This is a genomic window from Pseudomonas sp. 1D4 (assembly GCF_001728925.1).
Lineage (GTDB): Bacteria > Pseudomonadota > Gammaproteobacteria > Pseudomonadales > Pseudomonadaceae > Metapseudomonas > Metapseudomonas otitidis.
This window is the reverse complement of sequence record NZ_LXJQ01000038.1, coordinates 39,605-59,989: the sequence shown is the minus strand read 5'-3', so window position 1 is coordinate 59,989 and position 20,385 is coordinate 39,605. Positions and strand designations below refer to the sequence as shown.

Annotated in this window: 22 protein-coding genes; 8 read left to right on the top strand and 14 right to left on the bottom strand. The window is 69.3% G+C overall.

Annotated elements, in window-relative coordinates:
• Nucleotides 1-251: 251 nt before the first annotated feature.
• The 9 genes from A7D27_RS18625 to metG form a co-directional block, all read right to left on the bottom strand.
• On the bottom strand, nucleotides 252-431 hold the full coding sequence (locus A7D27_RS18625) for a PA3496 family putative envelope integrity protein (RefSeq protein ID WP_044413248.1): 180 nt from the start codon (nucleotides 429-431) through the stop codon (nucleotides 252-254).
• A 108-nt stretch (nucleotides 432-539) separates the two neighbouring features.
• Nucleotides 540-1,178 (bottom strand): endonuclease III, encoded by a 639-nt coding sequence (nth, locus tag A7D27_RS18620; RefSeq protein ID WP_069561301.1) that lies wholly within the window; start codon nucleotides 1,176-1,178, stop codon nucleotides 540-542.
• Nucleotides 1,179-1,225: 47 nt separating this feature from the next.
• Nucleotides 1,226-1,777, bottom strand: a complete 552-nt coding sequence (locus tag A7D27_RS18615) for an Rnf-Nqr domain containing protein (protein ID WP_069561300.1) — start codon at nucleotides 1,775-1,777, stop codon at nucleotides 1,226-1,228.
• Entirely contained in the window at nucleotides 1,774-2,376 is a 603-nt protein-coding gene (locus tag A7D27_RS18610; protein WP_069565713.1) for an RnfABCDGE type electron transport complex subunit G, read from the bottom strand. The genes A7D27_RS18615 and A7D27_RS18610 overlap by 4 nt, the downstream gene beginning before the upstream one ends.
• Nucleotides 2,373-3,377 carry an RnfABCDGE type electron transport complex subunit D gene (locus A7D27_RS18605; RefSeq protein WP_069565712.1) on the bottom strand — a complete coding sequence of 335 codons (1,005 nt, stop codon included), beginning with the start codon at nucleotides 3,375-3,377 and terminating at the stop codon, nucleotides 2,373-2,375. The genes A7D27_RS18610 and A7D27_RS18605 overlap by 4 nt, the downstream gene beginning before the upstream one ends.
• Nucleotides 3,378-3,384: 7 nt before the next feature.
• Complete coding sequence (rsxB, locus tag A7D27_RS18600) at nucleotides 3,385-4,767, bottom strand: electron transport complex subunit RsxB (protein WP_069565711.1); 1,383 nt, start codon at nucleotides 4,765-4,767, stop codon at nucleotides 3,385-3,387.
• Nucleotides 4,764-5,315, bottom strand: a complete 552-nt coding sequence (locus tag A7D27_RS18595) for an Rnf-Nqr domain containing protein (protein WP_069565710.1) — start codon at nucleotides 5,313-5,315, stop codon at nucleotides 4,764-4,766. Before A7D27_RS18595 ends, rsxB begins: the two co-directional genes overlap by 4 nt.
• A 101-nt stretch (nucleotides 5,316-5,416) precedes the next feature.
• Nucleotides 5,417-6,217, bottom strand: a complete 801-nt coding sequence (locus A7D27_RS18590; RefSeq protein ID WP_371914826.1) for a DUF4349 domain-containing protein — start codon at nucleotides 6,215-6,217, stop codon at nucleotides 5,417-5,419.
• 91 nt (nucleotides 6,218-6,308) lie between these two features.
• Nucleotides 6,309-8,351: a methionine--tRNA ligase gene (metG, locus tag A7D27_RS18585; RefSeq protein WP_069565708.1), complete on the bottom strand. Its 2,043-nt coding sequence runs from the start codon at nucleotides 8,349-8,351 to the stop codon at nucleotides 6,309-6,311.
• Between the two features lie 146 nt (nucleotides 8,352-8,497).
• Between metG and apbC the strand changes: the two genes are divergently transcribed.
• On the top strand, nucleotides 8,498-9,592 hold the full coding sequence (gene apbC / locus A7D27_RS18580; protein ID WP_069565707.1) for an iron-sulfur cluster carrier protein ApbC: 1,095 nt from the start codon (nucleotides 8,498-8,500) through the stop codon (nucleotides 9,590-9,592).
• A 39-nt stretch (nucleotides 9,593-9,631) separates the two neighbouring features.
• Here the strand turns inward: apbC and A7D27_RS18575 are convergent, their stop codons facing one another.
• The gene (locus A7D27_RS18575; RefSeq protein WP_083265698.1) at nucleotides 9,632-10,135 is read right to left on the bottom strand and encodes a rod shape-determining protein; all 504 of its coding nucleotides are present in this window, start codon (nucleotides 10,133-10,135) and stop codon (nucleotides 9,632-9,634) included.
• Between the two features lie 5 nt (nucleotides 10,136-10,140).
• On the bottom strand, nucleotides 10,141-10,884 hold the full coding sequence (locus tag A7D27_RS18570; RefSeq protein WP_069565706.1) for a hypothetical protein: 744 nt from the start codon (nucleotides 10,882-10,884) through the stop codon (nucleotides 10,141-10,143).
• 173 nt (nucleotides 10,885-11,057) lie between these two features.
• Here A7D27_RS18570 and dcd point away from each other — a divergent pair, with 173 nt between their 5' ends.
• The 5 genes from dcd to A7D27_RS18545 all read left to right on the top strand — a co-directional run bounded on the left by dcd (nucleotide 11,058) and on the right by A7D27_RS18545 (nucleotide 16,035).
• Nucleotides 11,058-11,624, top strand: a complete 567-nt coding sequence (gene dcd, locus A7D27_RS18565; RefSeq protein WP_044413278.1) for a dCTP deaminase — start codon at nucleotides 11,058-11,060, stop codon at nucleotides 11,622-11,624.
• A 100-nt stretch (nucleotides 11,625-11,724) separates the two neighbouring features.
• Entirely contained in the window at nucleotides 11,725-14,436 is a 2,712-nt protein-coding gene (locus A7D27_RS18560; RefSeq protein WP_139134130.1) for an ATP-binding protein, read from the top strand.
• Nucleotides 14,437-14,463: 27 nt separating this feature from the next.
• The gene (locus A7D27_RS18555) at nucleotides 14,464-15,228 is read left to right on the top strand and encodes a response regulator transcription factor (RefSeq protein ID WP_083265697.1); all 765 of its coding nucleotides are present in this window, start codon (nucleotides 14,464-14,466) and stop codon (nucleotides 15,226-15,228) included.
• 25 nt (nucleotides 15,229-15,253) lie between these two features.
• Entirely contained in the window at nucleotides 15,254-15,805 is a 552-nt protein-coding gene (locus A7D27_RS18550; protein WP_240922974.1) for a hypothetical protein, read from the top strand.
• 47 nt (nucleotides 15,806-15,852) lie between these two features.
• The gene (locus A7D27_RS18545; RefSeq protein ID WP_069565704.1) at nucleotides 15,853-16,035 is read left to right on the top strand and encodes a hypothetical protein; all 183 of its coding nucleotides are present in this window, start codon (nucleotides 15,853-15,855) and stop codon (nucleotides 16,033-16,035) included.
• 57 nt (nucleotides 16,036-16,092) lie between these two features.
• On the opposite strand, the gene nadE is transcribed toward A7D27_RS18545, so the two are convergent.
• Genes nadE through A7D27_RS18530 form a run of 3 tightly spaced genes read right to left on the bottom strand, consistent with a single transcriptional unit; the run spans nucleotide 16,093 to nucleotide 18,826 of the window.
• Entirely contained in the window at nucleotides 16,093-16,920 is an 828-nt protein-coding gene (nadE, locus tag A7D27_RS18540) for an ammonia-dependent NAD(+) synthetase (RefSeq protein WP_069563424.1), read from the bottom strand.
• Between the two features lie 11 nt (nucleotides 16,921-16,931).
• Nucleotides 16,932-18,134, bottom strand: a complete 1,203-nt coding sequence (pncB, locus tag A7D27_RS18535) for a nicotinate phosphoribosyltransferase (RefSeq protein WP_069563425.1) — start codon at nucleotides 18,132-18,134, stop codon at nucleotides 16,932-16,934.
• A gap of 2 nt (nucleotides 18,135-18,136) precedes the next feature.
• Nucleotides 18,137-18,826 (bottom strand): nicotinamidase, encoded by a 690-nt coding sequence (locus tag A7D27_RS18530; protein ID WP_371914825.1) that lies wholly within the window; start codon nucleotides 18,824-18,826, stop codon nucleotides 18,137-18,139.
• A gap of 45 nt (nucleotides 18,827-18,871) precedes the next feature.
• Here A7D27_RS18530 and A7D27_RS18525 point away from each other — a divergent pair, with 45 nt between their 5' ends.
• Entirely contained in the window at nucleotides 18,872-19,477 is a 606-nt protein-coding gene (locus A7D27_RS18525) for an adenylyltransferase/cytidyltransferase family protein (protein ID WP_371914824.1), read from the top strand.
• Entirely contained in the window at nucleotides 19,474-20,154 is a 681-nt protein-coding gene (locus A7D27_RS18520; protein ID WP_069563427.1) for an NUDIX hydrolase, read from the top strand. Before A7D27_RS18525 ends, A7D27_RS18520 begins: the two co-directional genes overlap by 4 nt.
• Nucleotides 20,155-20,385: the final 231 nt, after the last annotated feature.

The window sequence follows — 20,385 nt, the reverse complement described above, 5'->3', positions numbered from 1 at the left end:
TTTTGTTTGTCCCCTTCTTGCTGCTTTCCTGCGGCGCCCCTCTGTGACCTGCCGTTCTCGCCTGCTCACTGAGCACCGGCGAATGCGTTTGCGGGCTGCCGCTGCAGCGCCCGACTGCACGGCATGAATGCTGTCCGTACCTTTCTGCTGCTCTTCAGCGCCGTGCAACCGTCCTGCTCTGCAACGCGCGGCTGGCGGTGCACGGCCAACAAAAAGCCCCGCAGGTGCGGGGCTCTTTCAGGCGCTGTCGATCACAGGTCGAAGTCGTAGTCGTTCAACTGCTTCTGCAGGCGACGCTCTTCGAGGTAGTTGTCGATGATGCGCCGCTTGGTCAGGTTGGTCTTGGCCACTTCGGCAGGCGCCTCGGCTTCTTCCGCTTCCTCTGCGATGAAGTCTTCCTCGATCTCGATCTCTTCTTTGACAGTGCTCATTCAGGTCACTCCACGATGCGGGGCGGTGATGGCGCACCTTATAGCGACAAAGAATCGGCCGGTAAAAAAGATTTTTTCAATTGAAAACCAGGACTGTGCAGGGTCCGCTCAATCGTCCGAAGTCTTCGCCTTGTACTCGCACAGATCCTCGATCCGGCAGGCTCCGCAACGCGGCTTCCGGGCGACGCACACATAGCGCCCGTGGAGGATCAGCCAGTGGTGGGCGTCGAGCAGGTAGTCCTTCGGCACGAACTTCACCAGCTTCTTCTCCACCTCCAGCACGGTCTTGCCCGGGGCGATGCCGGTGCGGTTGCTGACGCGGAAGATGTGGGTGTCCACCGCCATCACCGGCTGGCGGAAGGCGGTGTTGAGCACCACGTTCGCCGTCTTGCGGCCCACGCCGGGCAGGGCCTCCAGGTCCTCGCGGTTGTCCGGCACCTGGCTGCCGTGCTTCTCCATGAGGATGCGGCAGGTCTCGATGACGTTCTTCGCCTTGCTGTTGTACAGGCCAATGGTCTTGATGTACTCCGACAGGCCCTCCACCCCCAGCGCGTGGATGGCTTCCGGGGTATTGGCCACCGGGTACAGCTTGGCGGTGGCCTTGTTGACGCTGACGTCGGTGGCCTGGGCGGAGAGGATCACCGCGATCAGCAGTTCGAAGGGCGTGGTGTAGGCCAGCTCGGTCTTGGGATCGGGGTTGTCTTCGTGCAGGCGACGGAAGATTTCCAGGCGTTTGGCGGCATTCATAGCAATCGGCTTTTCACGGTGGATTCGGGGTGGGGCACGAACCGCGCTCAGGGCAAGGCGCGACGCAGCGGCACCCACAGCAGGGCGAGCAGGATAAGCCCTCCCGGCGCCGAGGCGAAGAGCGGGACGCCATGGCTGGCGAACGTGAGGCTCAGCGCCCCCAGTCCCAACCAGTCGCCATGGGCCAGCAGGCTGGCATGGCCGATGCCTTCGCGCAGCACGCCGAGCAGCAGGGCCAGCAGGCCGAACGCCAGGCCTGCCATGAGGCCATCGCTGGCCCGGCCCGGGGCCTCCAGCGCCAGGTGCAGGCACGGCAGCGCCAGTAGCCACAGCCAGGGGCCCAGAGCCTGGTGCAGGTCGTAGGCGAAGGCCCGCAGGAGCTGGTCGGCCAGCGCCACGCCGCATCCCGCCAGCATCAGCGTCCCGAGCCAGAAGGCCCGGCCTGCCAGGTGGCGATGCAGCCACGGCAACAGGGCTCCGATCCCCGCCAGCAGCGGAAGGGCAACCAGGGCCAGGCCCAGGGCTTTCACCAGCAGGTCGCTGGCCCCCAGCAGCGGTGCCAGGCCGAGCAGGGCCGCGGAGCGTGCAGGCGTGCTCATGGTGTGGCCCCCAGCAAGGCGTCGCGGTGGGCGTCGAAGTAGCGCAGGCCGGCCTGGATGCCCGCCACCACGGCGCGGGAGGTGATGGTGGCGCCGGCGATCTGGTCGACATCGCCACCATCCGCGCGGACCCGCCATTCCCCTGGCTGCTCCGCCAGGCGCCGGCCGGCGAGGTGACCCAGCCAGGGGCTTCGGGAGGCTTCGATGCGATCACCGATACCGGGCGTTTCCCGGTGCGCCAGGACCTTGCTGTGCAGCAGCCGGCCATCCGGCGCGATGGCCAGCAGCAGGTCGATGGGCCCTTCGTAGCCCCGCGCCCGCACCGGCAGCAGCACGGCCACCAGGCGCCCGCCCTGGCGCACGTGCCAGGCGGTGGCCGGTGAGGGGCTGCCCAGGTCGGCAGCCCCGCTCAGTGGCACGCTGTCCTGCAGGGGGCGGTTGTCATAGCTGCCGGCGGGCAGCAGGTCGAGCAGGGCACGCTCGGCGGAGGCCTTGGCTGCCGCTTCCTGGCGAGGGGCGAGCACGCCGTGCAGCGCCGTGAGCAGGCCTGCCGCCAAGGCGGCGGCCGCCAGCAGGCATGCGAGGCTGCGCCCGCTCACGGGGCGGGCCTCGCGCGCTGTGCCCAGCGCTCCAGCGCCGGCACCGCCAGGTTCATCAGCAGCACGGCGAATGCCATGCCGTCGGCATAGCCGCCCCAGGTGCGGATCACGTAGACCAGCACGCCAACGCCCAGGCCGAATGCCAGCCGTGCCCGGTCGGCACTGGGGCAGGAGACCGGCTCGGTGACAATGAAGAAGGCGCCGAGCATGGCGGCGCCGGAGAACAGGTGCAGCAGCGGCGAGCCGTTGGAGTCCGAGCCGCTGCCGTTCCAGCCCAGCAGGCTGGCGACGAACAGCCCGGCGATCAGCCCCACCGGGGCGTGCCAGCGGATCACCCGGCGTTGCAGCAACCACAGGCCGCCAACGAGGAAAGCCAGGTTGACCCATTCCGCACCGCGCCCGCCGACATGGCCGAAGGCGGTGTTACGGGCGAACAGTTCGTCGATGGTCAGGCGGTCGTTGTGGCGCAGGCTGTCCAGCACCGTGGCCTGGCTCCAGCCGTCCACCAGGCCGCTGCCCAGGCCCAGCACCTGCTGCAGTGCGGCCAGCAGGCCGTGGGGCTGGCCAGCGACGGGCCATTGGGCCATCTGCACCGGGAAGGCCAGCAGGGCCAGGGCGAAGCCGAGCATGGCGGGGTTGAAGGGGTTGCGGCCGAAGCCACCGAAGACCGACTTGCCCAGCAGAATGGCCGCCGCGCAGGCCAGCAGGGTCAGCCAGGCAGGGCAATAGGGCGGCAGGGCCAGTGCCAGCAGGGTGGCCGTCACCAGGGCGCTGCCCTCGGCCAGCCAGGGGCGGCCGAACAGGGCCTCGTCCGGGGCGACATGCTGCCCGCGCAGGCGCCGCACCAGCGCCTCGCAGGCCAGGGCGCAGGGGATCGCCAGGGCCAGTTGCAGCAACGTGCCGAACCCGTAGTGCCAGAGCTGGACCAGCAGGCCCGGCAGGCACGCCAGCAGCACCAGGCTCATGGCCGGGCGCGGGTCGAAACCGGGGGCGCTGGCCATGGCAGGGTCAGGCCTCGGGGTGTTCGCCGAGGCGGCGCTCGGCTTCGGCCAGTCGGGCCTGGGCGCGGCTGATGGCGGCCTCGTCGCGGGGTTGGCGGCGCTCCAGGCGGCTGACCTCGGCACGCGCCATGGCTTGCTCGGTCTTCAGCGCGCGCAGGGCCGGGTCCACCGGGCGCTTGTCGATGCGCTGCAGCTCGGGTGGCGCCTTGCCGCAGGCATCCTCGGCAGCGTGCAGGGCGGCCTCGGCGTCGGCCAGGGCCTGGCGCAGCGGCGCCAGCTCGGCCTCGCCCGCGTCACGGGCCTCGGCGCTGCGCAAGGCACCTCGACGGGTCACCAGGGCGACCTTGGCCTGTTTGAGTGCAGCCTCGCCTGGAGCCGGTGGGGTGTCTGGCTGGGCGCTCTGCAGGCGCGCCAGGTTGGCTTCGGCAGCGTCCACCGCCTGTTGCAGGGCGTCCAATTGGGCCTGCTGCGCGGCATCCGGTTCGGCGCCATAGGCCTTGCGCGCCTTGGCCAATTGGGCGCGGCTCATGGCGGCTTCGATCTTGGCCTTCTTCAGCGTGGCCTCGTCCGTGACCGGGGGCGGCATGGCGTTGGCCCGGGCCAGGGCGGCCTCGGCGCGCTCGCTGGCGGCCCGCAGTTCGGTCACCTGAGCGGCGAGGTCGGAGGTGCCATAAAGGTCGTACTGCTTTTCCGCCCGGGACAGCGCCACACGGGCCATGGCCGCTTCCACCTTGAGGCGTTTCTGCTCGTCGCTGAGGGTGCCGGCGGCGGCCTTCTGGGCCTTGACCCGTTCGATGGCGGCCTGCACCGGGTCGATGCTGGCGGCGGCTTCGCTGCGGGCCTTTTCCTGGGCGTGGGCCTGGCGCTGTGCGCGGGCCTCCCGCTCGGCCTGGCGACGGGCTTCGTCACGGGCCAGGCGGGCATTGCGCTGCTCGAAGCGCTGGCGGAACTGGTCGGCCCGCTCGCGCTGGGCGCTGGCGTCCGGCTCGGCCAGGGGCAGGATGTCGATGCAGTCCACCGGGCAAGGGGCGACGCATAGCTCGCAGCCGGTGCACTCGTCGCGGATCACCGTGTGCATCTGCCGCGCGGCGCCGACGATGGCGTCGGTCGGGCAGGCCTGGATGCACTTGGTGCAGCCGATGCACTCGGCCTCGCGGATGAAGGCGATCTGCGGCGGGACCGGGCCAGTGGGCGCTTCCAGCGGCAGGACCGGCACCTGCAGCAGGTCGGCCAGGGCGATGATGGTCACCTGGCCGCCGGGCGGGCATTTGTTGATGGCTTCGCCCTGGGCGATGCCTTCGGCGTAGGGGCGGCAGCCGGGGTGGCCACACTTGCCGCATTGGGTCTGCGGCAGCAGGGCGTCGATGCGCTGGACGAGGGCCTGGCTCACGGTGCCACCAGGCCGTTGAAGCCCATCAGCGCGACGCCCATGAGGCCGGCGCAGAGCAGGGTGATCGGCGTGCCGCGCAGGGGCGCGGGTACATCGGCGGCCTCGACCCGTTGCATCAGGTCGGCGAACAGTCCCAGCGCCAGCCAGAAGCCGAAGCCGCCTGCCAGGCTGAGGCCCAGCGCGTGGACGAAACCGCTGCTGGCGGCCAGGTACAGGCCACCGAGTACCGCGCCATTGCCCAGCAGCAGCGGGAACAGGCCGGCCGGTACGTCGGCGGTGCCGGGCAGGTGCTTGAGCAGCGCCAGCGCGGCCCAGGCCAGGGGCGCCAGCAGGGGCAGCAGCACCAGCGGGCGCAGGTGGTCGAGGGCCAGGGGCGCCAGCAGAAGACGGTCGAGCAGCCAGGCCAGGGGAACCCCCAGGGCCAGCATCAGGCCGCCGGCACGGGCCAGGGCCTGCAGACGGGGCTGGGCGTCGCCATCCGCTGCCTGTGCCAGCAGCAGGTTGTTGACCAGGGCGGCGCCCAGCAGCGCGATGAGGAGATCGGTCATGGATTCGGGACGGGCCGGATCGTTCACAAAGGGCCGCGTATTATCCGGGATGGCGCCGGGCGGGTACAGGGCTGCCGGGGCGACCCTGGCCGTAGGCGCGTTCAACCCCGGGCAGCGGCCTTGTTGCGGCCCGTGGCGCGGCGCCACAGCCCGCGCACCAGCAGCGCCAGGGGGAAGAGGATGACCACGAAGGGAATGCCGTAGCCGAGCATCTCCAGGGCCTGGGCGGTGCCTTCGGTGGCGTTGTCCAGCAGGCCGGCGGCAGCCTCGCCGATGCGCGACAGACGGCTCGGGCGCTGCTGGTCGGTGGTGAAGTCCAGGGTCAGCAGGTTGGTGGCGATGCGCCGTTGCTGCTGGGCGGACTCCTGGGCATTGGCGGCCAGTTGCACTTCCAGCTCGGCCATCTCGCGGGCCAGGGCCAGCAGGTCGGCGACGGCCAGGTCCTTGCGCGCCTGGAAGGCTTGCAGGGTCTTGTACTGGCGCTCCAGGCGCTCGCGGGTGCGGGCGTTGTCGCCCACCGCCTGGGCCAGGTCTTCGGCGCGGGTGGTGCGGCTTTGCAGCTCGCCACCCTCGGCGGCCAGGGCCACGATCTTCTCCACGCCTTCGGGCACGATGCGCAGCACCAGTTGGCCGGCGCGGTAGCCGCCCTGGTTCTGCTCGATGGCCAGCAGCTCGCAGCTGCCGAAGCGGCCGTCGTTGCAGGCTTCGCGGGTGGCGGCCAGGCGCGGGGCAACGGCCTCGGCGGCGAGGTGGATCGACACCTGGTGCTCGTAGGCGAGGAAGGCGCCGGGCTTGGAGGCTTCGCCCTGGAGGGCGGCACCGCCGCTCGCCTCGCGGTCCGACGGGGAGCAGCCGGCCAGGGCGATGAGGGCCAGCAGGAAGGGGAGGCTCCAGTGCTTGATCATGGGCGTTCCTTGCAAGGTGTTCGTGGGGGCTGAAACGACGAAGCGCCTGGCCGGTGACCGGGCAGGCGCTTCGCGAGGGCGGCGCGGCTTACTTGACGCGCTGGCCCGGCTTGGCGCCGCTGTCGGGGCTGAGCAGGTAGATCTCCTCGCCGCCGGGGCCGGCGGCCAGGACCATGCCTTCGGAGACGCCGAACTTCATCTTGCGCGCGGCCAGGTTGGCCACGTACAGGGTCAGGCGGCCTTCCAGCTTGCTCGGGTCCGGGTAGGCGCTCTTGATGCCGGAGAACACGTTGCGCTTGGCGTCGCCGATGTCCAGGGTCAGGCGCAGCAGCTTGTCGGCACCCTCGACGAACTCGGCCTTCTCGATCAGGGCGATGCGCAGGTCCACGGCGGCGAAGGCGTCGAAGGCGATTTCCGGGGCCAGGGGCTCCTTGGTCAGTTCGCCGTTGCCGGCGGGGGCCGGGGTGGCGTTCTGGGCGGCGAGGTCTTCCTTGGAGGCAGCGATCATGGCGTCGATCTTCACGGGGTCGATCCGGGTCATCAGCGGGTTGAAGGGGTTCAGGTCGTGGTCGGCCAGCAGCACCTGATGGTCGTTCCAGCTCAGCGGGGCGACGTTGAGGAACTGCTCGGCGGCGGCGGCCAGGTTCGGCAGCACCGGCTTGAGGAAGATCACCAGCTGGCGGAACAGGTTCACGCCGGCGGCGCAGATGGCCTGCACCTCGGCCTGCTTGCCGTCCTGCTTGTTCAGGGCCCAGGGCGCCTTGTCGGCGATCCAGGCGTTGGCGCGGTCGGCCAGCGCCATGATCTCGCGCATGGCCCGGGCGAAGTCGCGGTTCTCATAGGCCTCGGCGATGCTCGGCGCGGCGCTGGCGAATTCGGCGAACAGCTCCGGCGCGGCATTCTCGGCCACCAGGCGGCCGCCGTTGCCCTTGTGGATGAAACCGGCGCAGCGGCTGGCGATGTTGACCACCTTGCCCACCAGATCGGAGTTCACCTTCTGCACGAAGTCCTCCAGGTTCAGGTCGAGGTCGTCGACGCTGCGGCTGAGCTTGGAGGCGTAGTAGTAGCGCAGGTATTCCGGGTCCAGGTGGTCCAGGTAGGTGCGGGCCTTGATGAAGGTGCCGCGGGACTTGGACATCTTCTGGCCGTTGACGGTCAGGTAGCCGTGCACGTTCAGCGCGGTGGGCTTGCGGAAGCCGGCGCCTTCGAGCATGGCGGGCCAGAACAGGGCGTGGAAGTTGACGATGTCCTTGCCGATGAAGTGGTACAGCTCGGCGCTGGAGTCCTTGGCCCAGTAGGCGTCGAAGTCCAGCTCCGGGCGGCGCGCGCAGAGGTTCTGGAAGCTGGCCATGTAGCCGATGGGGGCATCCAGCCAGACGTAGAAGTACTTGCCCGGCGCGTCGGGGATCTCGAAGCCGAAGTAGGGCGCATCACGGCTGATGTCCCACTGCTGCAGGCCGGCGTCCAGCCATTCGGCGATCTTGTTGGCCACCGACTCCTGCAGGGCGCCGCTGCGGGTCCACTGCTTCAGCATGGCGTCGAAGTCCGGCAGCTTGAAGAAGTAGTGCAGCGACTCCTTGAGCACCGGGGTGGCGCCGGAGATGGCCGACTTGGGGTTCTTCAGCTCGGTGGGGGCGTAGGTGGCGCCGCACACTTCGCAGTTGTCGCCGTACTGGTCCTCGGCCGCGCATTTCGGGCAGGTGCCCTTGATGAAGCGGTCGGCCAGGAACATCTGCTTGTCCGGGTCGAAGTACTGGGTCACCGGGCGGGTGGCGATGTGGCCGGCGTCGCGCAGGCGGGTGTAGATCAGGCTCGACAGCGCCTGGTTCTCCGGCGAGTGGGTGGAGTGGTAGTTGTCGAAGTCCACCAGGAAGTCGGCGAAGTCGGTGGTGTGCTCGGCGCGCACGTTGTCGATCAGCTGCTCGGAGGTGATGCCCTCCTTCTCGGCGCGCAGCATGATGGCCGAGCCGTGGGCGTCGTCGGCGCAGACGTAGATGGCCTGGTTGCCGCGCATCTTCTGGAAGCGCACCCAGATGTCGGTCTGGATGTACTCGACCATATGCCCCAGGTGGATGGAACCGTTGGCATAGGGGAGGGCGCTTGTCACAAGGATCTTGCGGGGCTCGGTCATGGTGCTGGGCTACCGGATACGGAACGAAGGGAAGTCGGCAACTATAAAGAGTCGCCGGCTTTTTTTCACGCCCGGAGGGCCCGGTGGCGGGAGGGCTCGGGTAGGATACCCGCCAGTTTTGCTCGGTCTTTATCTGGAGTCCCGCCATGAGCCCCGTATCCCGCGCCCAGGTCGAAGCGACCCTGCGCCAGTTCACCGATCCCCACCTCAACCAGGACCCGGTCAGCGCGGGTTGCCTGCGTGATGTCGACATCCAGGGCGGCAAGGTCAGCGTGCGCCTGGAGCTGGGCTACGCGGCCGGGCTGTTCAGGAGTGGCTGGGCGCAGACCCTGCAGATGGCCCTGGAGAACCTCGACGGCGTCGACCGCGCCGAGGTCCGCGTGGACTGCGTGATCCAGCCGCACAAGGCCCAGGAGCAGGTGCCGGCCCTGGCCAACGTGAAGAACATCATCGCCGTCGCCTCCGGCAAGGGCGGCGTCGGCAAGTCCACCACCGCCGCCAACCTGGCCCTGGCCCTGGCCCGCGAAGGTGCCCGCGTCGGCATCCTCGACGCGGACATCTACGGCCCCAGCCAGGGCATCATGTTCGGCATCCCCGAGGGCACCCGCCCGCAGGTGCGCGACCAGAAGTTCTTCGTGCCGCTGGAGGCCCACGGCGTGCAGGTCATGTCCATGGCCTTCCTCACCGACGACAACACCCCGGTGGTGTGGCGCGGGCCGATGGTCTCCGGTGCGCTGATCCAGTTGATCACCCAGACCGCCTGGGACGACCTCGACTACCTGGTGGTGGACATGCCCCCGGGCACCGGAGACATCCAGTTGACCCTGGCGCAGAAGGTGCCGGTGGCCGGCAGCGTGATCGTCACCACCCCGCAGGACCTGGCCCTGCTGGACGCCAAGAAGGGCGTGGAGATGTTCCGCAAGGTCAACATCCCGGTGCTGGGCGTGGTGGAGAACATGGCCGTGCACATCTGCTCCAACTGTGGCCATGCCGAGCACCTGTTCGGCGAAGGCGGTGGCGAGAAGCTGGCGGCCCAGTACGGCGTCGACCTGCTGGCCTCGCTGCCGCTGTCCATGGCCATCCGCATGCAGTCCGACGGCGGCAAGCCCACCACCGTGGCCGACCCCGAAAGCCAGATCGCCATGATCTACCAGCAGATGGCCCGCACCGTCGGCGCGCGCATCGCCCAGGCCGGCCTGGGTGCCACGGCGATGCCGAGCATCACCATCAGCGACGACTGATCCAGGACGCCGCTGCGCGCCTGGGGGCCTCCGGGCCCGCTAGATCGCCAGCAGCGTGCCGCCCTCCGTGGGGAACTGCCGGGCCAGCAGTTCCTCGCGGGTCAGCTCCCGGCCGACCCACAGGTGCACCTTGCGCGCACCGGCGCTGCGGCAAAGCTCGTGGAGTCCGCGCGTCTCGATCATGGTCAGGCCACCCTCCAGGTGCTCCTGCGGGTGCAGGACCAGCACCGGTGCCGCGCTGTAGACGGTTTTCGGGGCTAACTGGCGAACGAACATGCGCAGGGTCTGCTCGGCGACGGGAAAGTCGCTGAGCAGTGACCGTGGGTGTTCGAAGCCGTTGACCAGGCATACCTGGGGCTGACCCTCCAGTTGCCTGGTGGCGTGGCCCATGGCGACGATTTCGACCTTGCCGTCGGAGCTCCGGCGGATAGCCAGCAGGGGCGGTTCCTCCAGCGCCTTCCCGGATTTCACGTTCAGCCCGGTGAGGCTGCGGGAGGTGAGCCTGATGTAGAGCAGGGGGAAGAGCGCGTCGAGCATGGCCATGGCACTCAATCCCCGCCGCCCCCACAGCCACCCCCACTGTCGCCGCCACTGTCGCCACCGCCGGAGTCCCCGCCCCAGCGGTCGCCGCTGTCCGATGAGCTGTCGCTCACGCCACGGCCGTCGCCGAAGTCGCTGGAGTCGTAGCTGCTGTCGCTGCCGACGAAGTCGCCACCGCAGTAGATGACGCCGCTGCCCGAGTCGCCCCGGTCGTCGCGGCGCACGCCCCGGCAATCAGCCACATAGAGGAAGCCGCCGGCAATGCCCAGGCGCCGGTCCAGGTCGAACAGCAGCGGCACGCGGCCTGGCGTGTGCGGGTCGATGCGCTCCTGCTCGCAGGCGTACCACCAGCAGCGCCGCAGCCCGGCGTCGGCCTGCCGGGCCTGGCCGGACAGCGCCCAGGCCGGGCGGTGGTGGAGGAAGCGGCCGAAGGCGCGCTGGCAGAAGCGCCGGTATTCGCGGGTGTCGAGGATCATCGCGTGCCACAGGTCGTCCACCACCTGGGAGGGCATGGACACATAGCCGAAGCCGCTCTTCAGGTAGCAGAGGAAGAACTGCCGCAGCCCGGAGCAGACCAGCATGCAGTCCTCCAGGCTCAGTTGCGGGTGGCGCTTGCGCAGTTCGCTCAACAGCCGTGGCGAAGGCCGGAACTCGCGGATCACCCGTTCCCGGGCCCCCCGGCGGCTGCATTTCCACAGGGTGAAGCCGAAGGCGGCCGCGCACAGGCCGGGGATGACGATCCAGAGGGTCATGGTGGGTCCTTTCTCCACGAGGGCGGCCTACAGTGTCCCAGGCGGCCCGGGCGCTTCAAGCCCCTCGCGCGACCGTTGGGCGGCAGGCCACGGAACCCGGCGCTGCCCTTTGCCCGGAACGTGCGCGACCGGTAAGATTCGCGGTCAATTTTCGCCTCACAGGAACGCCCGCCATGAGCATCAAATCGGACAAGTGGATTCGCCGCATGGCACTGGAACACGGCATGATCGAGCCCTTCGTCGAGCGCCAGGTGCGCGGCGCAGACGACAGCCGGGTGATCTCCTACGGGGTGTCCAGCTACGGCTACGACGTGCGTTGCGCCGCCGAGTTCAAGGTCTTCACCAACATCCACTCGGCCGTGGTGGACCCGAAGAACTTCGACGAGAAGAGCTTCGTCGACATCAACAGCGACGTCTGCATCATCCCGCCGAACTCCTTCGCCCTGGCCCGTACCGTCGAGTACTTCCGCATCCCCCGTGACGTGCTGACCATCTGCCTGGGCAAGAGCACCTATGCCCGCTGCGGCATCATCGTCAACGTCACCCCGCTGGAGCCGGAGTGGGAAGGCCACGTGACCCTGGAATTCTCCAACACCACCAACCTGCCGGCGAAGATCTATGCCAACGAAGGCGTGGCGCAGATGCTCTTCCTGCAATCGGACGAGGCCTGCGAGGTGTCCTACAAGGACCGGGGCGGCAAGTACCAGGGCCAGGTCGGCGTGACATTGCCGAAGGCCTGACGCACACCTTCTGTCGGAAAAGCCGGGCATTGCCCGGCTTTTTCGTGAGTGGCGCCCCGCCAGCGCCTTTCCCAGAGCCAAGCCTGCCCTTGAGGTGACCGTGTCCAGATTGCGCCTGTACCTGTTCCTCTGCCTGTCGTTGTGGTTGCCGGCCTGGGCCGTCCAGGCCGAGCCGCTGAACGACCTGCGTGCCTGGGACCCGGCACCGGGCGCCCTGCATGTGCTCGACGGCACCTGGCGGCTGACCTGGCTGGAGCCGTCACGGGCGGAGCAGGAGGTGCCGCTGCCCTTCACCTGGAAGGACGGCACCCGGAAGCCCTGGGGCGAGGTGGGCTTCGGGCGCATCGAACTGACCAGCGACCTGCTGCTGCCGGACTATCCCCAGCCCCTGGCGCTGTACTTCGACGACTTCAAGTCCGCGGCGCGGGTCTGGATCGACGGTGAGCTGGCCTTCGAACGCGGGCAACCGGGGGACGCCGAGCACGAGGTCCAGCGCCTGCAGTCGGCCATCGTGCCGCTGCCCGTCGGTGCCAGGCGGATGACAGTGCGGATCGAGCTCTCCAACCACTTCCACCACGAAGGCGGCATCGACATGGCCGTGCGCGTCGGCACCCTCGACGGCCTCCTGCTGGATGCCAGCCGCCAGCGTGCCCTGTACCTCCTGACCCTGGGCGGCGCGCTGATGATGGCGCTGTTCATGGCCCTGATGGACCGTAGCGCGGCGCGGGCGCTCGGTGGCCTGCCGTTCGCCGTGCTGCTGGTACTGGCCGGGCTGCGCGCCGCGTCCAGCGGCGAGCTGCTGGACCACTACCTGCAATGGCCGTCGGCGTGGATCTACCGCATCGAATACCTCACCGGGCACCTGTTCTCCCCGGTCTACGGCGTGCTGCTGCTGCGCCTGTTCCCCGACGAGCTGTCGCGGCCGGTGCAGCGCGTGCTGGTCGCGGTGGGCGTGCTCGGTGCCCTGGTCACACTGGGTTCGCCGCCTGCCTTCTTCACCCTGACGCGGGACCCTTGCGCCATCTGGCTGCTGCTCTGCGAGCTGTACTTCCTCGGCGCCCTGGTACTGGCCGTGCGGCGGCAGCGGCCCGGAGCCCTGGTGGCACTGGGCGGGATGCTGGTGATGGACGTCACCATCGTCAACGACCTGCTGCTCTACTCCCTCAGCGTGCCGACCCTGAACCTGATCCCGCTGGGCATCCTCTTCTTCATGCTCTCCCACGGCGTGGTGGTGGGCAGCCGGGTGATCGACGCCCTGCAGCGCAGCAAGCAGTTGAGCCGGGACCTGCAGCGCCTCAACGCCTCCCTGGAGGCCCGCGTGGCAGAACGCACCCAGGCCCTCGCGGTGGCCCGCGACCAGGCCCTGCACGAGGCCCAGCAGTCCCTGGAGCGCCAGGCCATGCTCAGCCACGAGCTGCGCACCCCGCTGGTGGCCATCCAGGGGCACCTGCACCTGCTGCAGGGCGACGGGCTGGACGAGCAGCAGCGCCACCGCCTGGACACGGTGCGCGTCGCCGCCCAGAGCCTCACCGACGTGCTCGACGGGCTGATGCTGCTGTCCCGCGCCGAGAAGCTCGAACTGCCCCCGGCCCAGGTGTTCTCCCCGGAGCGCCTGGTGGCGGAGTGCGCCGCCATCTTCCGGCCCCAGGCCGAGGCTCGCGGCCTGCGCCTGCTCACCCGCTGCGCCGACGACCTGCCTGCCTACGTGCTGGGGCACCCCCAGCCGTTGCGCCAGGTGCTCTACAACCTGCTGGGCAATGCCCTCAAGTTCACCGACCAGGGCCAGGTGCTGGTGATCCTCGAACGCAGCAGCCAGGGCCTGGCCCTGCGTGTGGCCGACACCGGCCCCGGCATCCGCCACGAACTGCAGCCGACCCTGTTCGACGCCTTCGTCCGCGACCCCGAGGCGGGTCAGCCCGGCATCGGCCTGGGGCTCTACATCAGCGCCCGCCTCGCCGCGCTGATGGGGGCCCGGCTGGCCGTGGACAGCGCACCCGGCCAGGGCACGCGCATCGACCTCTGGCTGCCCTGGCAGCCGGCCGACGCCCCCGCAGCGAAGGAGGAAGGCGAGGCCGCCGCCCAGTTGCAGGGGCTGCGGGTGCTGCTGGTGGAAGACGTGGAGGTCAACCGCCTGGTGACCGCCGAACTGCTGGAGCGCTGGGGCTGCCAGGTGAGCACCGCCCGGGATGGCCGCGAAGGCGTCGAGGCTTGCGCCACGGGCACCTTCGACCTGGTGCTGATGGACCTGCGCCTGCCGGACATCGACGGCCTCACCGCCAGCCGGCTGATCCTCCAGCAGGCCCGCGCGACACCGCCCAGGCTGGTGGCCCTGACCGCCAATGCGCGGGACCTGGACCCGCGCCAGTGGCGCGAGGCCGGCTTGCACGCCGTGCTCGGCAAGCCCCTGCGTCGCGAGGCCCTGCTGGCCGTGCTGGAAGACTGGGACATGCCCGTGGAGGCAGCGCCCGTCCAGGCCGAGGCGTTCTCCGAGGCGCGCCTGGAGGCACTGCGTGGCTGGCTCGGCCCTGCCTTGTTCGACCGCCTGCTGCCCACCCTGGTGGCTTCCCTGGAGGAGGTGCGCGATGCCCTGGTGCATCTGCCCGAGGGCTCCGAGGCGGCCCACCTGGAGCTGAGCGCCCTGTGCCATCGCCTGCGCGGCAGCACCCTGAACTTCGGGCTCGACAGCCTGGCCCAGGCCGCCGAGCACACCGAGCGGCCGGACCAGGTGCCCGAGCTGCTGGCGCTCCTGGAGCGGCACCTGCTGCTGCTCAGGGAACGCCTGCAGCATGAAGCAGGTCGCGCAATACCTTGACCCAGGTGGTGGCAACGCGCCTTCGGTATGCGCCAGAATCCGCCGCCTGACGAAGAGGGGCTGTGGATGGTCGACAAGCTGCTGGTGGTCGAAGACGCGCCGGAAATCCGCGAGATGCTGGTGCTGTACCTGCGCGAAGCCGGGTTCGAGGTGCATGCCACCGACTCCGGGCGGGCCTGCCTGGAGCGGGTCCAGCAACTGCGCCCGTCCCTGGTGCTGCTGGACATCGGCCTGCCCGACCTGGACGGCCTGACCATCACCGCCCAGTTGCGCCGCAGCCAGCCGCAGCTCGGCATCATCCTGGTCACCGTGCGTGACGGCGACTACGACCGCGTGGTGGGCCTGGAGGCGGGCGCCGACGGCTACCTGACCAAGCCGCTGAACCTGCGCATTCTTCTCGCCCAGGTGCGCAGCCTGCTGCGCCGCTGTGGCCAGGGCGAGCGCGAGGCCGACTTCTCCGTGCGCCTCGGGCGCTTCCGCGTCGACCTGCTGCGCCGCCGCATCAGCGATGCCGCCGGCCAGGACGTGGTGCTCACCCCCGGCGAGTTCGCCCTGCTGATCGGCCTCATCGAGCGCCGTGGCAGCGCGGTCAACCGCCAGGACCTCATGCAGTGCCTGCGCCGGGGCCAGGACGACGACGAAGAGGTCGATGCCCGTACCGTGGACGCCCTGATCGTGCGCCTGCGCCGCAAGCTGGAGGTCAACGCCAACCGCCCGCAACTGATCCAGACCGTCTACGGCAAGGGCTACCGCCTGGCCGCCGAGGACGAGGCCAGCCTGGCCACCCCTTGAACCCACCACCCCGGGAGTTCCGCCGATGAAACGCCTGTTCGCCCTTGGCCTTGCCCTGTGGCTGTTCCTGCCTCTGGCGCAAGCCCAGACCCTCTCGGTGCTCAGTGGCCGCGAGGTGTTCGGCCTGCCCACGGATGCCGCGCCGGAGCGCTTCGTCCAGGCCCTGGGCGAGCCCACTGCACGGCTGCCCATGAGCGGCAACAGCCAGGGTCTGCTCTACGGCAACAGCCTGCTGCTGGTGTTCCAGGACGGGCGCCTGGCCGAGGTGCGCTGCTGGCGCCTCGACCGCTTCACCGACGAACTCGGCCTGGGCTGGCTGCAGCGGGTGGCACCCGGCGCGGCGACCTGGGACTTCGTGGTGGACGAGCAACTGGCCCTCGGCATGGACCGGGAGCACGCTGTCACCCTGCTACAGGGGTTGCACGGCGATGGTGACGAGTTCTCCGACGTGCGCCAGCGTGGCGGCAGCACCCTCTGGCTGGGCTACGGGCAGTCCGGGGACTTCGGCCTGGAAGGGCCGGATCGTCAGGTGGTCACCTCCCTCACCGTGACCTTCGACGCCCCCGGCGACGAATGACCGGGAATCCCACGGGCGGCGTGACGTCCCACAAGGACAGCCCTCCCGTGGAGAACCTCGCCATGCCCATCGCCGTACACGAACTCCCGGCCACCCGGCCCTGGCCCTTCTTCGCCCAGCACGTGCCTGGCGACCCCGGCGACCCCGGCGAGCCGGGTGAACCCACCCCGTCCCGCGAGCCGGGCGAGCCGACCCTGCCGGACGAACCGCCGCCTGACCCGGTCGCCTGACCCCGGACAGCAGAGCGCCCGGCATTGCCGGGCGTTCTTGCGTTCAGCTCTAGGGCTTTAGGGCGCCAGCGGCAGCTCGCGCTTGTGGCGGGTGTTGTCGTAGGTGCGGACGATGGCGTCATAGGCCGCCTGGCTGACCGGCTGGCCGTGCAGGAAGGCGTCGATCTCGGTGTAGCTCACGCCGTGGGCCTCCTCGTCCGGCTTGCCGGGGCGCAGCTCTTCCAGGTCGGCGGTCGGCACCTTGTTCACGGCGCTGTTCGGTGCCCCCAGGTAGGCGGCGATGGCACGCACCTGGCCTTTCACCAGGCCGGAGAGCGGGGCCAGGTCGCAGGCGCCGTCGCCGAACTTGGTGAAGAAGCCCATCACCGCTTCGGCGGCGTGGTCGGTGCCGATCACCAGGCCGTTATTGGCGTTGGCGATGGCGAACTGGGCCACCATGCGGATGCGCGCCTTGATGTTGCCGGTGACGAAGTCGCGGCGGGCATCGGCCAGGTGGTTGAGGTGGGTGACCTGCTCGGCCAGGCCGACCACGCTGTCGGCGATGTTGACCGTCTCTTCCTCATCGGCGCGGATGAAGTTCATCGCCACCTGGGCGTCGGCTTCGTCGTGCTGCACGTTGTAGGGCAGGCGCACCGCGATGAAGCGGTAGCCGTCATCGCCGGTCTCGGCGCGCAGCTCCTCCACCGAGAGCTGGGCCAGGCGGCCGGCGGTGGTGGAGTCGACGCCGCCGCTGATGCCCAGCACCAGCACCTTGAGGCCGGACCTGCGCAGGCAGTCCTTGATGAACGCCTTGCGCCGCTCGACTTCCGCCACCAGGGCGGCCTGGTCGGCGAAGGGCGGGACCACGGCGAGGGCTTGGGCGATTTCTTGCTGGCGGTTGCTCATGGGGTGTCTCCTCAGCGTGCGTCCACGCGGAATACATGTTTCAGGTAGGTCACGAAGTTCTCGTCGCGGCACTGGGTCTTGCCCGGCGTGTCGGAGAGCTTCGCCACCGGCTGGCCGTTGCAGGCGGTCATCTTGATGACGATGTTCATCGGTTCGACCCCGGGGATGTCGCAGGTCAGCCGCGTGCCGATGCCGAAGCTGACATGGATGCGCTCATGCAGGGCGCGGTACAGCTCCAGCGCCTTGGGCAGGTCGAGGCCGTCGGAGAATACGAGGGTCTTGGAGAGCGGGTCTATACCGAGCTTCTCGTAGTGGCGGATGCATTTTTCGGCCCACTCCAGCGGGTCCCCGGAGTCGTGCCGCAGGCCGTCGAAGAGCTTGGCGAAGTACAGGTCGAAGTCCCGCAGGAAGGCATCGGTGGTGATGCAGTCGGTCAGCGCGATGCCGAGCAGGCCTCGGTACTCGCGGACCCAGCAGTCCAGCGCGGCGATCTGGCTGTCGATCAGGCGCGGGCCCAGTTGCTGGTGGGCCATCAGCCACTCGTGGGCCATGGTGCCGATGGGCTTGATGCCGAACTCGCGGGCCAGGTGCACGTTGCTGGTGCCGACGAAGCGCCCGGGGAAGTCGCGCTTGAGGATGTGCACCATCTCCTCCTGCACCCGGTAGGAGAAGCGCCGGCGGGTGCCGAAGTCGGCCACCTGGAAGCCCTCCAGCTCGCTCGGGCTGGCCTCGCGCTTGAGCCAGTCGAGCTTCTCGTAGAGGCGCTCGCTGGCCTGCTCGATCACCACCTCGCGGTAGCGGTAGCGGTTGCGCACCTCGCTGACGATGGCCAGCAGCGGGATCTCGAAGAGGATCACGTGCAGCCAGGGCCCGCGCAGGCGGATGCACAACTGGCCGTCTTCGACCCCGGCCTGGACGTAGCGCATGTTGAAGCGGAACAGGCTGAGGAAGCGGATGAAGTCCGGCTTGATGAAGGGGATGCGTTCGAGAAAGGCCAACTGGTCAGCGGTGACATTGATCTCGGCCAGGCGCTCGATCTGGTAGCGGATCTCCGCCAGGTAGGGCGTCAGGTCCTCGGCGTTGCGGCAGCGGAACTCCCATTCCACCTCGGCGTTGGGGTAGTTGTGCAGGACCGCCTGCATCATCGTCAGCTTGTAGAAATCGGTGTCCAGCAGGTTCTGCACGATGCGGTCGGAAAACACGCTCTCGGCCATCTTCAGCACTCCCAGGTGGTGCGGTTGAGCAGGGCATCCAGCTCGGCTTCGCCGGCGCTCAGGACGATGCCCGCTGCGTTCATCTCGAGCCGAGCAGTCTCGGCGGTGGCCTCGGCAATGGCACGGCAGGCGGGGAGGTAGACGATAACCTCAAAGCCGGCGCGGCGCAGTTGCAGGGCCGTGGTTTTCACGCAGTAGTCCAGCGCCAGGCCGCCGACCAGCACATGGCTGACCGCGTTCTGCCGGAGGAATTCGATCACCCCGGTGCTGCGGCGTTCCGCCAGGTCGTGGTAGCAGGCGCCGTAGGGGTGCAGGTCGGGCTCCACGCCCTTCCACACGAAGTAGTCGTACTCCAGCGGGCGGGGCAGTTCGTCCAGCAGCTCGAAGCCGGCGGTGCCGGGCACGCAGTGGCTGACCCAGGTGATGTCGGCATTGGCCAGGGGCAGCGGTGCGAGCATCTCCGCGTGGCTGCCCACCACCCAGGGGGCGCTGGGGCTGTGGGCGTCCTTGCTGCCGATGCGCAGGGTGGCGCGGCGGGCCAGCAGGTTCAGGTGCGCCGCGATCTCGTCGCCGCCGGGCACCGGCAGTTCGTCCGGGCAGAGCGGGGTGAAGCCTTTCTGGGCGTCGACATCGAAGCTGGCGATCTTCATGGCTGCGTTCCTTTCTCGGTGACGGCTGGCTACATATTCCATCTCGTGTAATATGTCGTCAAGCGTTTTTCAGGAAGGAGTGGAAAAGTGAGCAGCCATCCGCATTCGAATTCCTCGGCGAGCCTGGCCGCCTACGTCGCCGGCAGCCACCGGGCCAGTGCCGCGCATTTTCGCCTGGCGGTCTACGGCGGCGCCTTCGACCCGCCGCACCCGGGGCACGAGACGGTGGTCCGCCGTGCCCTGGCGGTGGCCGACCGGGTGCTGCTGGTGCCCAGCCACCGCCACGCCCACGGCAAGCGTATGGTGGACTTCGCCCTGCGCTGCGCCTGGCTGGAGCGCCTGGCCCAGCACATCGACCCGCAGCGGGTGCTGTGCGAGCCCATCGAGGCGCGCCTGTCGCCGGGGCAGGGGGCGGTGTACAGCTACGACCTCATGCATGCCCTGGCCGAGGCCCACGGCGTGGCCCCGGAGGCCATGGCGCTGGTGATCGGCGAGGACAACCTCGAACACCTGCCGGGCTTCCACCGGGGGACCGAGTTGCGCCGGGATTTCGGCCTGCTGGTGGCGAAGGAGACGCGCGTGCTGCACAGTTCCGCCATTCGCCTGCACCTGCGGGAAGGACGACCACTGCCGGCCACCTGGTGCCTGCCGGAAGTGGCCGGTGATCTAGCTGTCTATAGGGAGATGCAATGAGTTCCGCACAGGTACTGGCCAGCGTCGACATCGTCGCGCTGCGCCTCGATCCGGCCCAGGGCCTTGACGTGCTGTTGATCCGCCGGGCCCAGGGGCCCTTCGAAGGGGAATGGGCGCTGCCCGGTGTGCTGGTCAACGGCCGCTGTGCCGACGACGACCTCGACGCCGCTGCCAAGCGCGCTCTGGGCGGCAAGGCGCGGGTCGAACCGCAGCATCTGGAACAGGTGGCCACGGTGGGCAACGCCCGGCGCGACCCCCGGGGCTGGTCGCTGTCCACCTTCTACCTGGCGCTTCTGGCGCCGGACACCGAAGTGACCGCCGACGACCTGCGCTTCGCCCCCCTGGAGGGGCTGGCGGGCCTGCCCTTCGACCATGACCAACTGGTGGCCCAGGCCCGCGAGCGGCTGTCGAGCAAGTCGGTCTACACCTCGCTGCCGCTGCACCTGCTGGCGCCGCGCTTCACCGTCACCGAAGCCCTCGGCGCCTTCCAGGCCTGCCTCGGCCAGCCGGTGCAGCACACCACCCTGCGCGGGCGGCTGGAGAAGATGAAGGGGCAGGGCTGGATCGTCGACACCGGCGAGCAGAATCACCCGAAGATGGGCCGCCCGCAGAAGGTGCTGGAGCACCGACCCGGCGCGGGTGGGCTGTTCACCTTCGACCGCAGCGTCTTGTCCTGAGTCCCTGCCTGCGACTCCCTCGGCGAAGCCCGGCCTTCCACCGGGGGAGGGCGCATTGCCTTCCTCACTGCAACGCGATGCATCACACAGGCGATGGCTGCATCCAGAGCGGCCTCCCCTGACGTGTTCGTAATGGCCATTGGAAAGAGCGACTGAAGTCGAAAACAACAGGGCTCATGTTTCACTGGTAAAACGCGAACATGTGTCGGCATGACGTGCGTGTTACCAAAT

Coding starts and splice junctions, on each gene's coding strand:
- apbC (WP_069565707.1), top strand. CDS start 8,498: ATGAGCCCCGTATCCCGCGCCCAGGTCGAAGCGACCCTGCGCCAGTTC.
- A7D27_RS18550 (WP_240922974.1), top strand. CDS start 15,254: ATGAAACGCCTGTTCGCCCTTGGCCTTGCCCTGTGGCTGTTCCTGCCT.
- A7D27_RS18555 (WP_083265697.1), top strand. CDS start 14,464: ATGCGCCAGAATCCGCCGCCTGACGAAGAGGGGCTGTGGATGGTCGAC.
- A7D27_RS18595 (WP_069565710.1), bottom strand. CDS start 5,315: ATGACCGATCTCCTCATCGCGCTGCTGGGCGCCGCCCTGGTCAACAAC.
- A7D27_RS18530 (WP_371914825.1), bottom strand. CDS start 18,826: ATGGAATATGTAGCCAGCCGTCACCGAGAAAGGAACGCAGCCATGAAG.
- pncB (WP_069563425.1), bottom strand. CDS start 18,134: ATGGCCGAGAGCGTGTTTTCCGACCGCATCGTGCAGAACCTGCTGGAC.
- A7D27_RS18625 (WP_044413248.1), bottom strand. CDS start 431: ATGAGCACTGTCAAAGAAGAGATCGAGATCGAGGAAGACTTCATCGCA.
- dcd (WP_044413278.1), top strand. CDS start 11,058: ATGAGCATCAAATCGGACAAGTGGATTCGCCGCATGGCACTGGAACAC.
- nadE (WP_069563424.1), bottom strand. CDS start 16,920: ATGAGCAACCGCCAGCAAGAAATCGCCCAAGCCCTCGCCGTGGTCCCG.
- A7D27_RS18520 (WP_069563427.1), top strand. CDS start 19,474: ATGAGTTCCGCACAGGTACTGGCCAGCGTCGACATCGTCGCGCTGCGC.
- A7D27_RS18615 (WP_069561300.1), bottom strand. CDS start 1,777: ATGAGCACGCCTGCACGCTCCGCGGCCCTGCTCGGCCTGGCACCGCTG.
- nth (WP_069561301.1), bottom strand. CDS start 1,178: ATGAATGCCGCCAAACGCCTGGAAATCTTCCGTCGCCTGCACGAAGAC.
- metG (WP_069565708.1), bottom strand. CDS start 8,351: ATGACCGAGCCCCGCAAGATCCTTGTGACAAGCGCCCTCCCCTATGCC.
- A7D27_RS18570 (WP_069565706.1), bottom strand. CDS start 10,884: ATGACCCTCTGGATCGTCATCCCCGGCCTGTGCGCGGCCGCCTTCGGC.
- A7D27_RS18575 (WP_083265698.1), bottom strand. CDS start 10,135: ATGGCCATGCTCGACGCGCTCTTCCCCCTGCTCTACATCAGGCTCACC.
- A7D27_RS18605 (WP_069565712.1), bottom strand. CDS start 3,377: ATGGCCAGCGCCCCCGGTTTCGACCCGCGCCCGGCCATGAGCCTGGTG.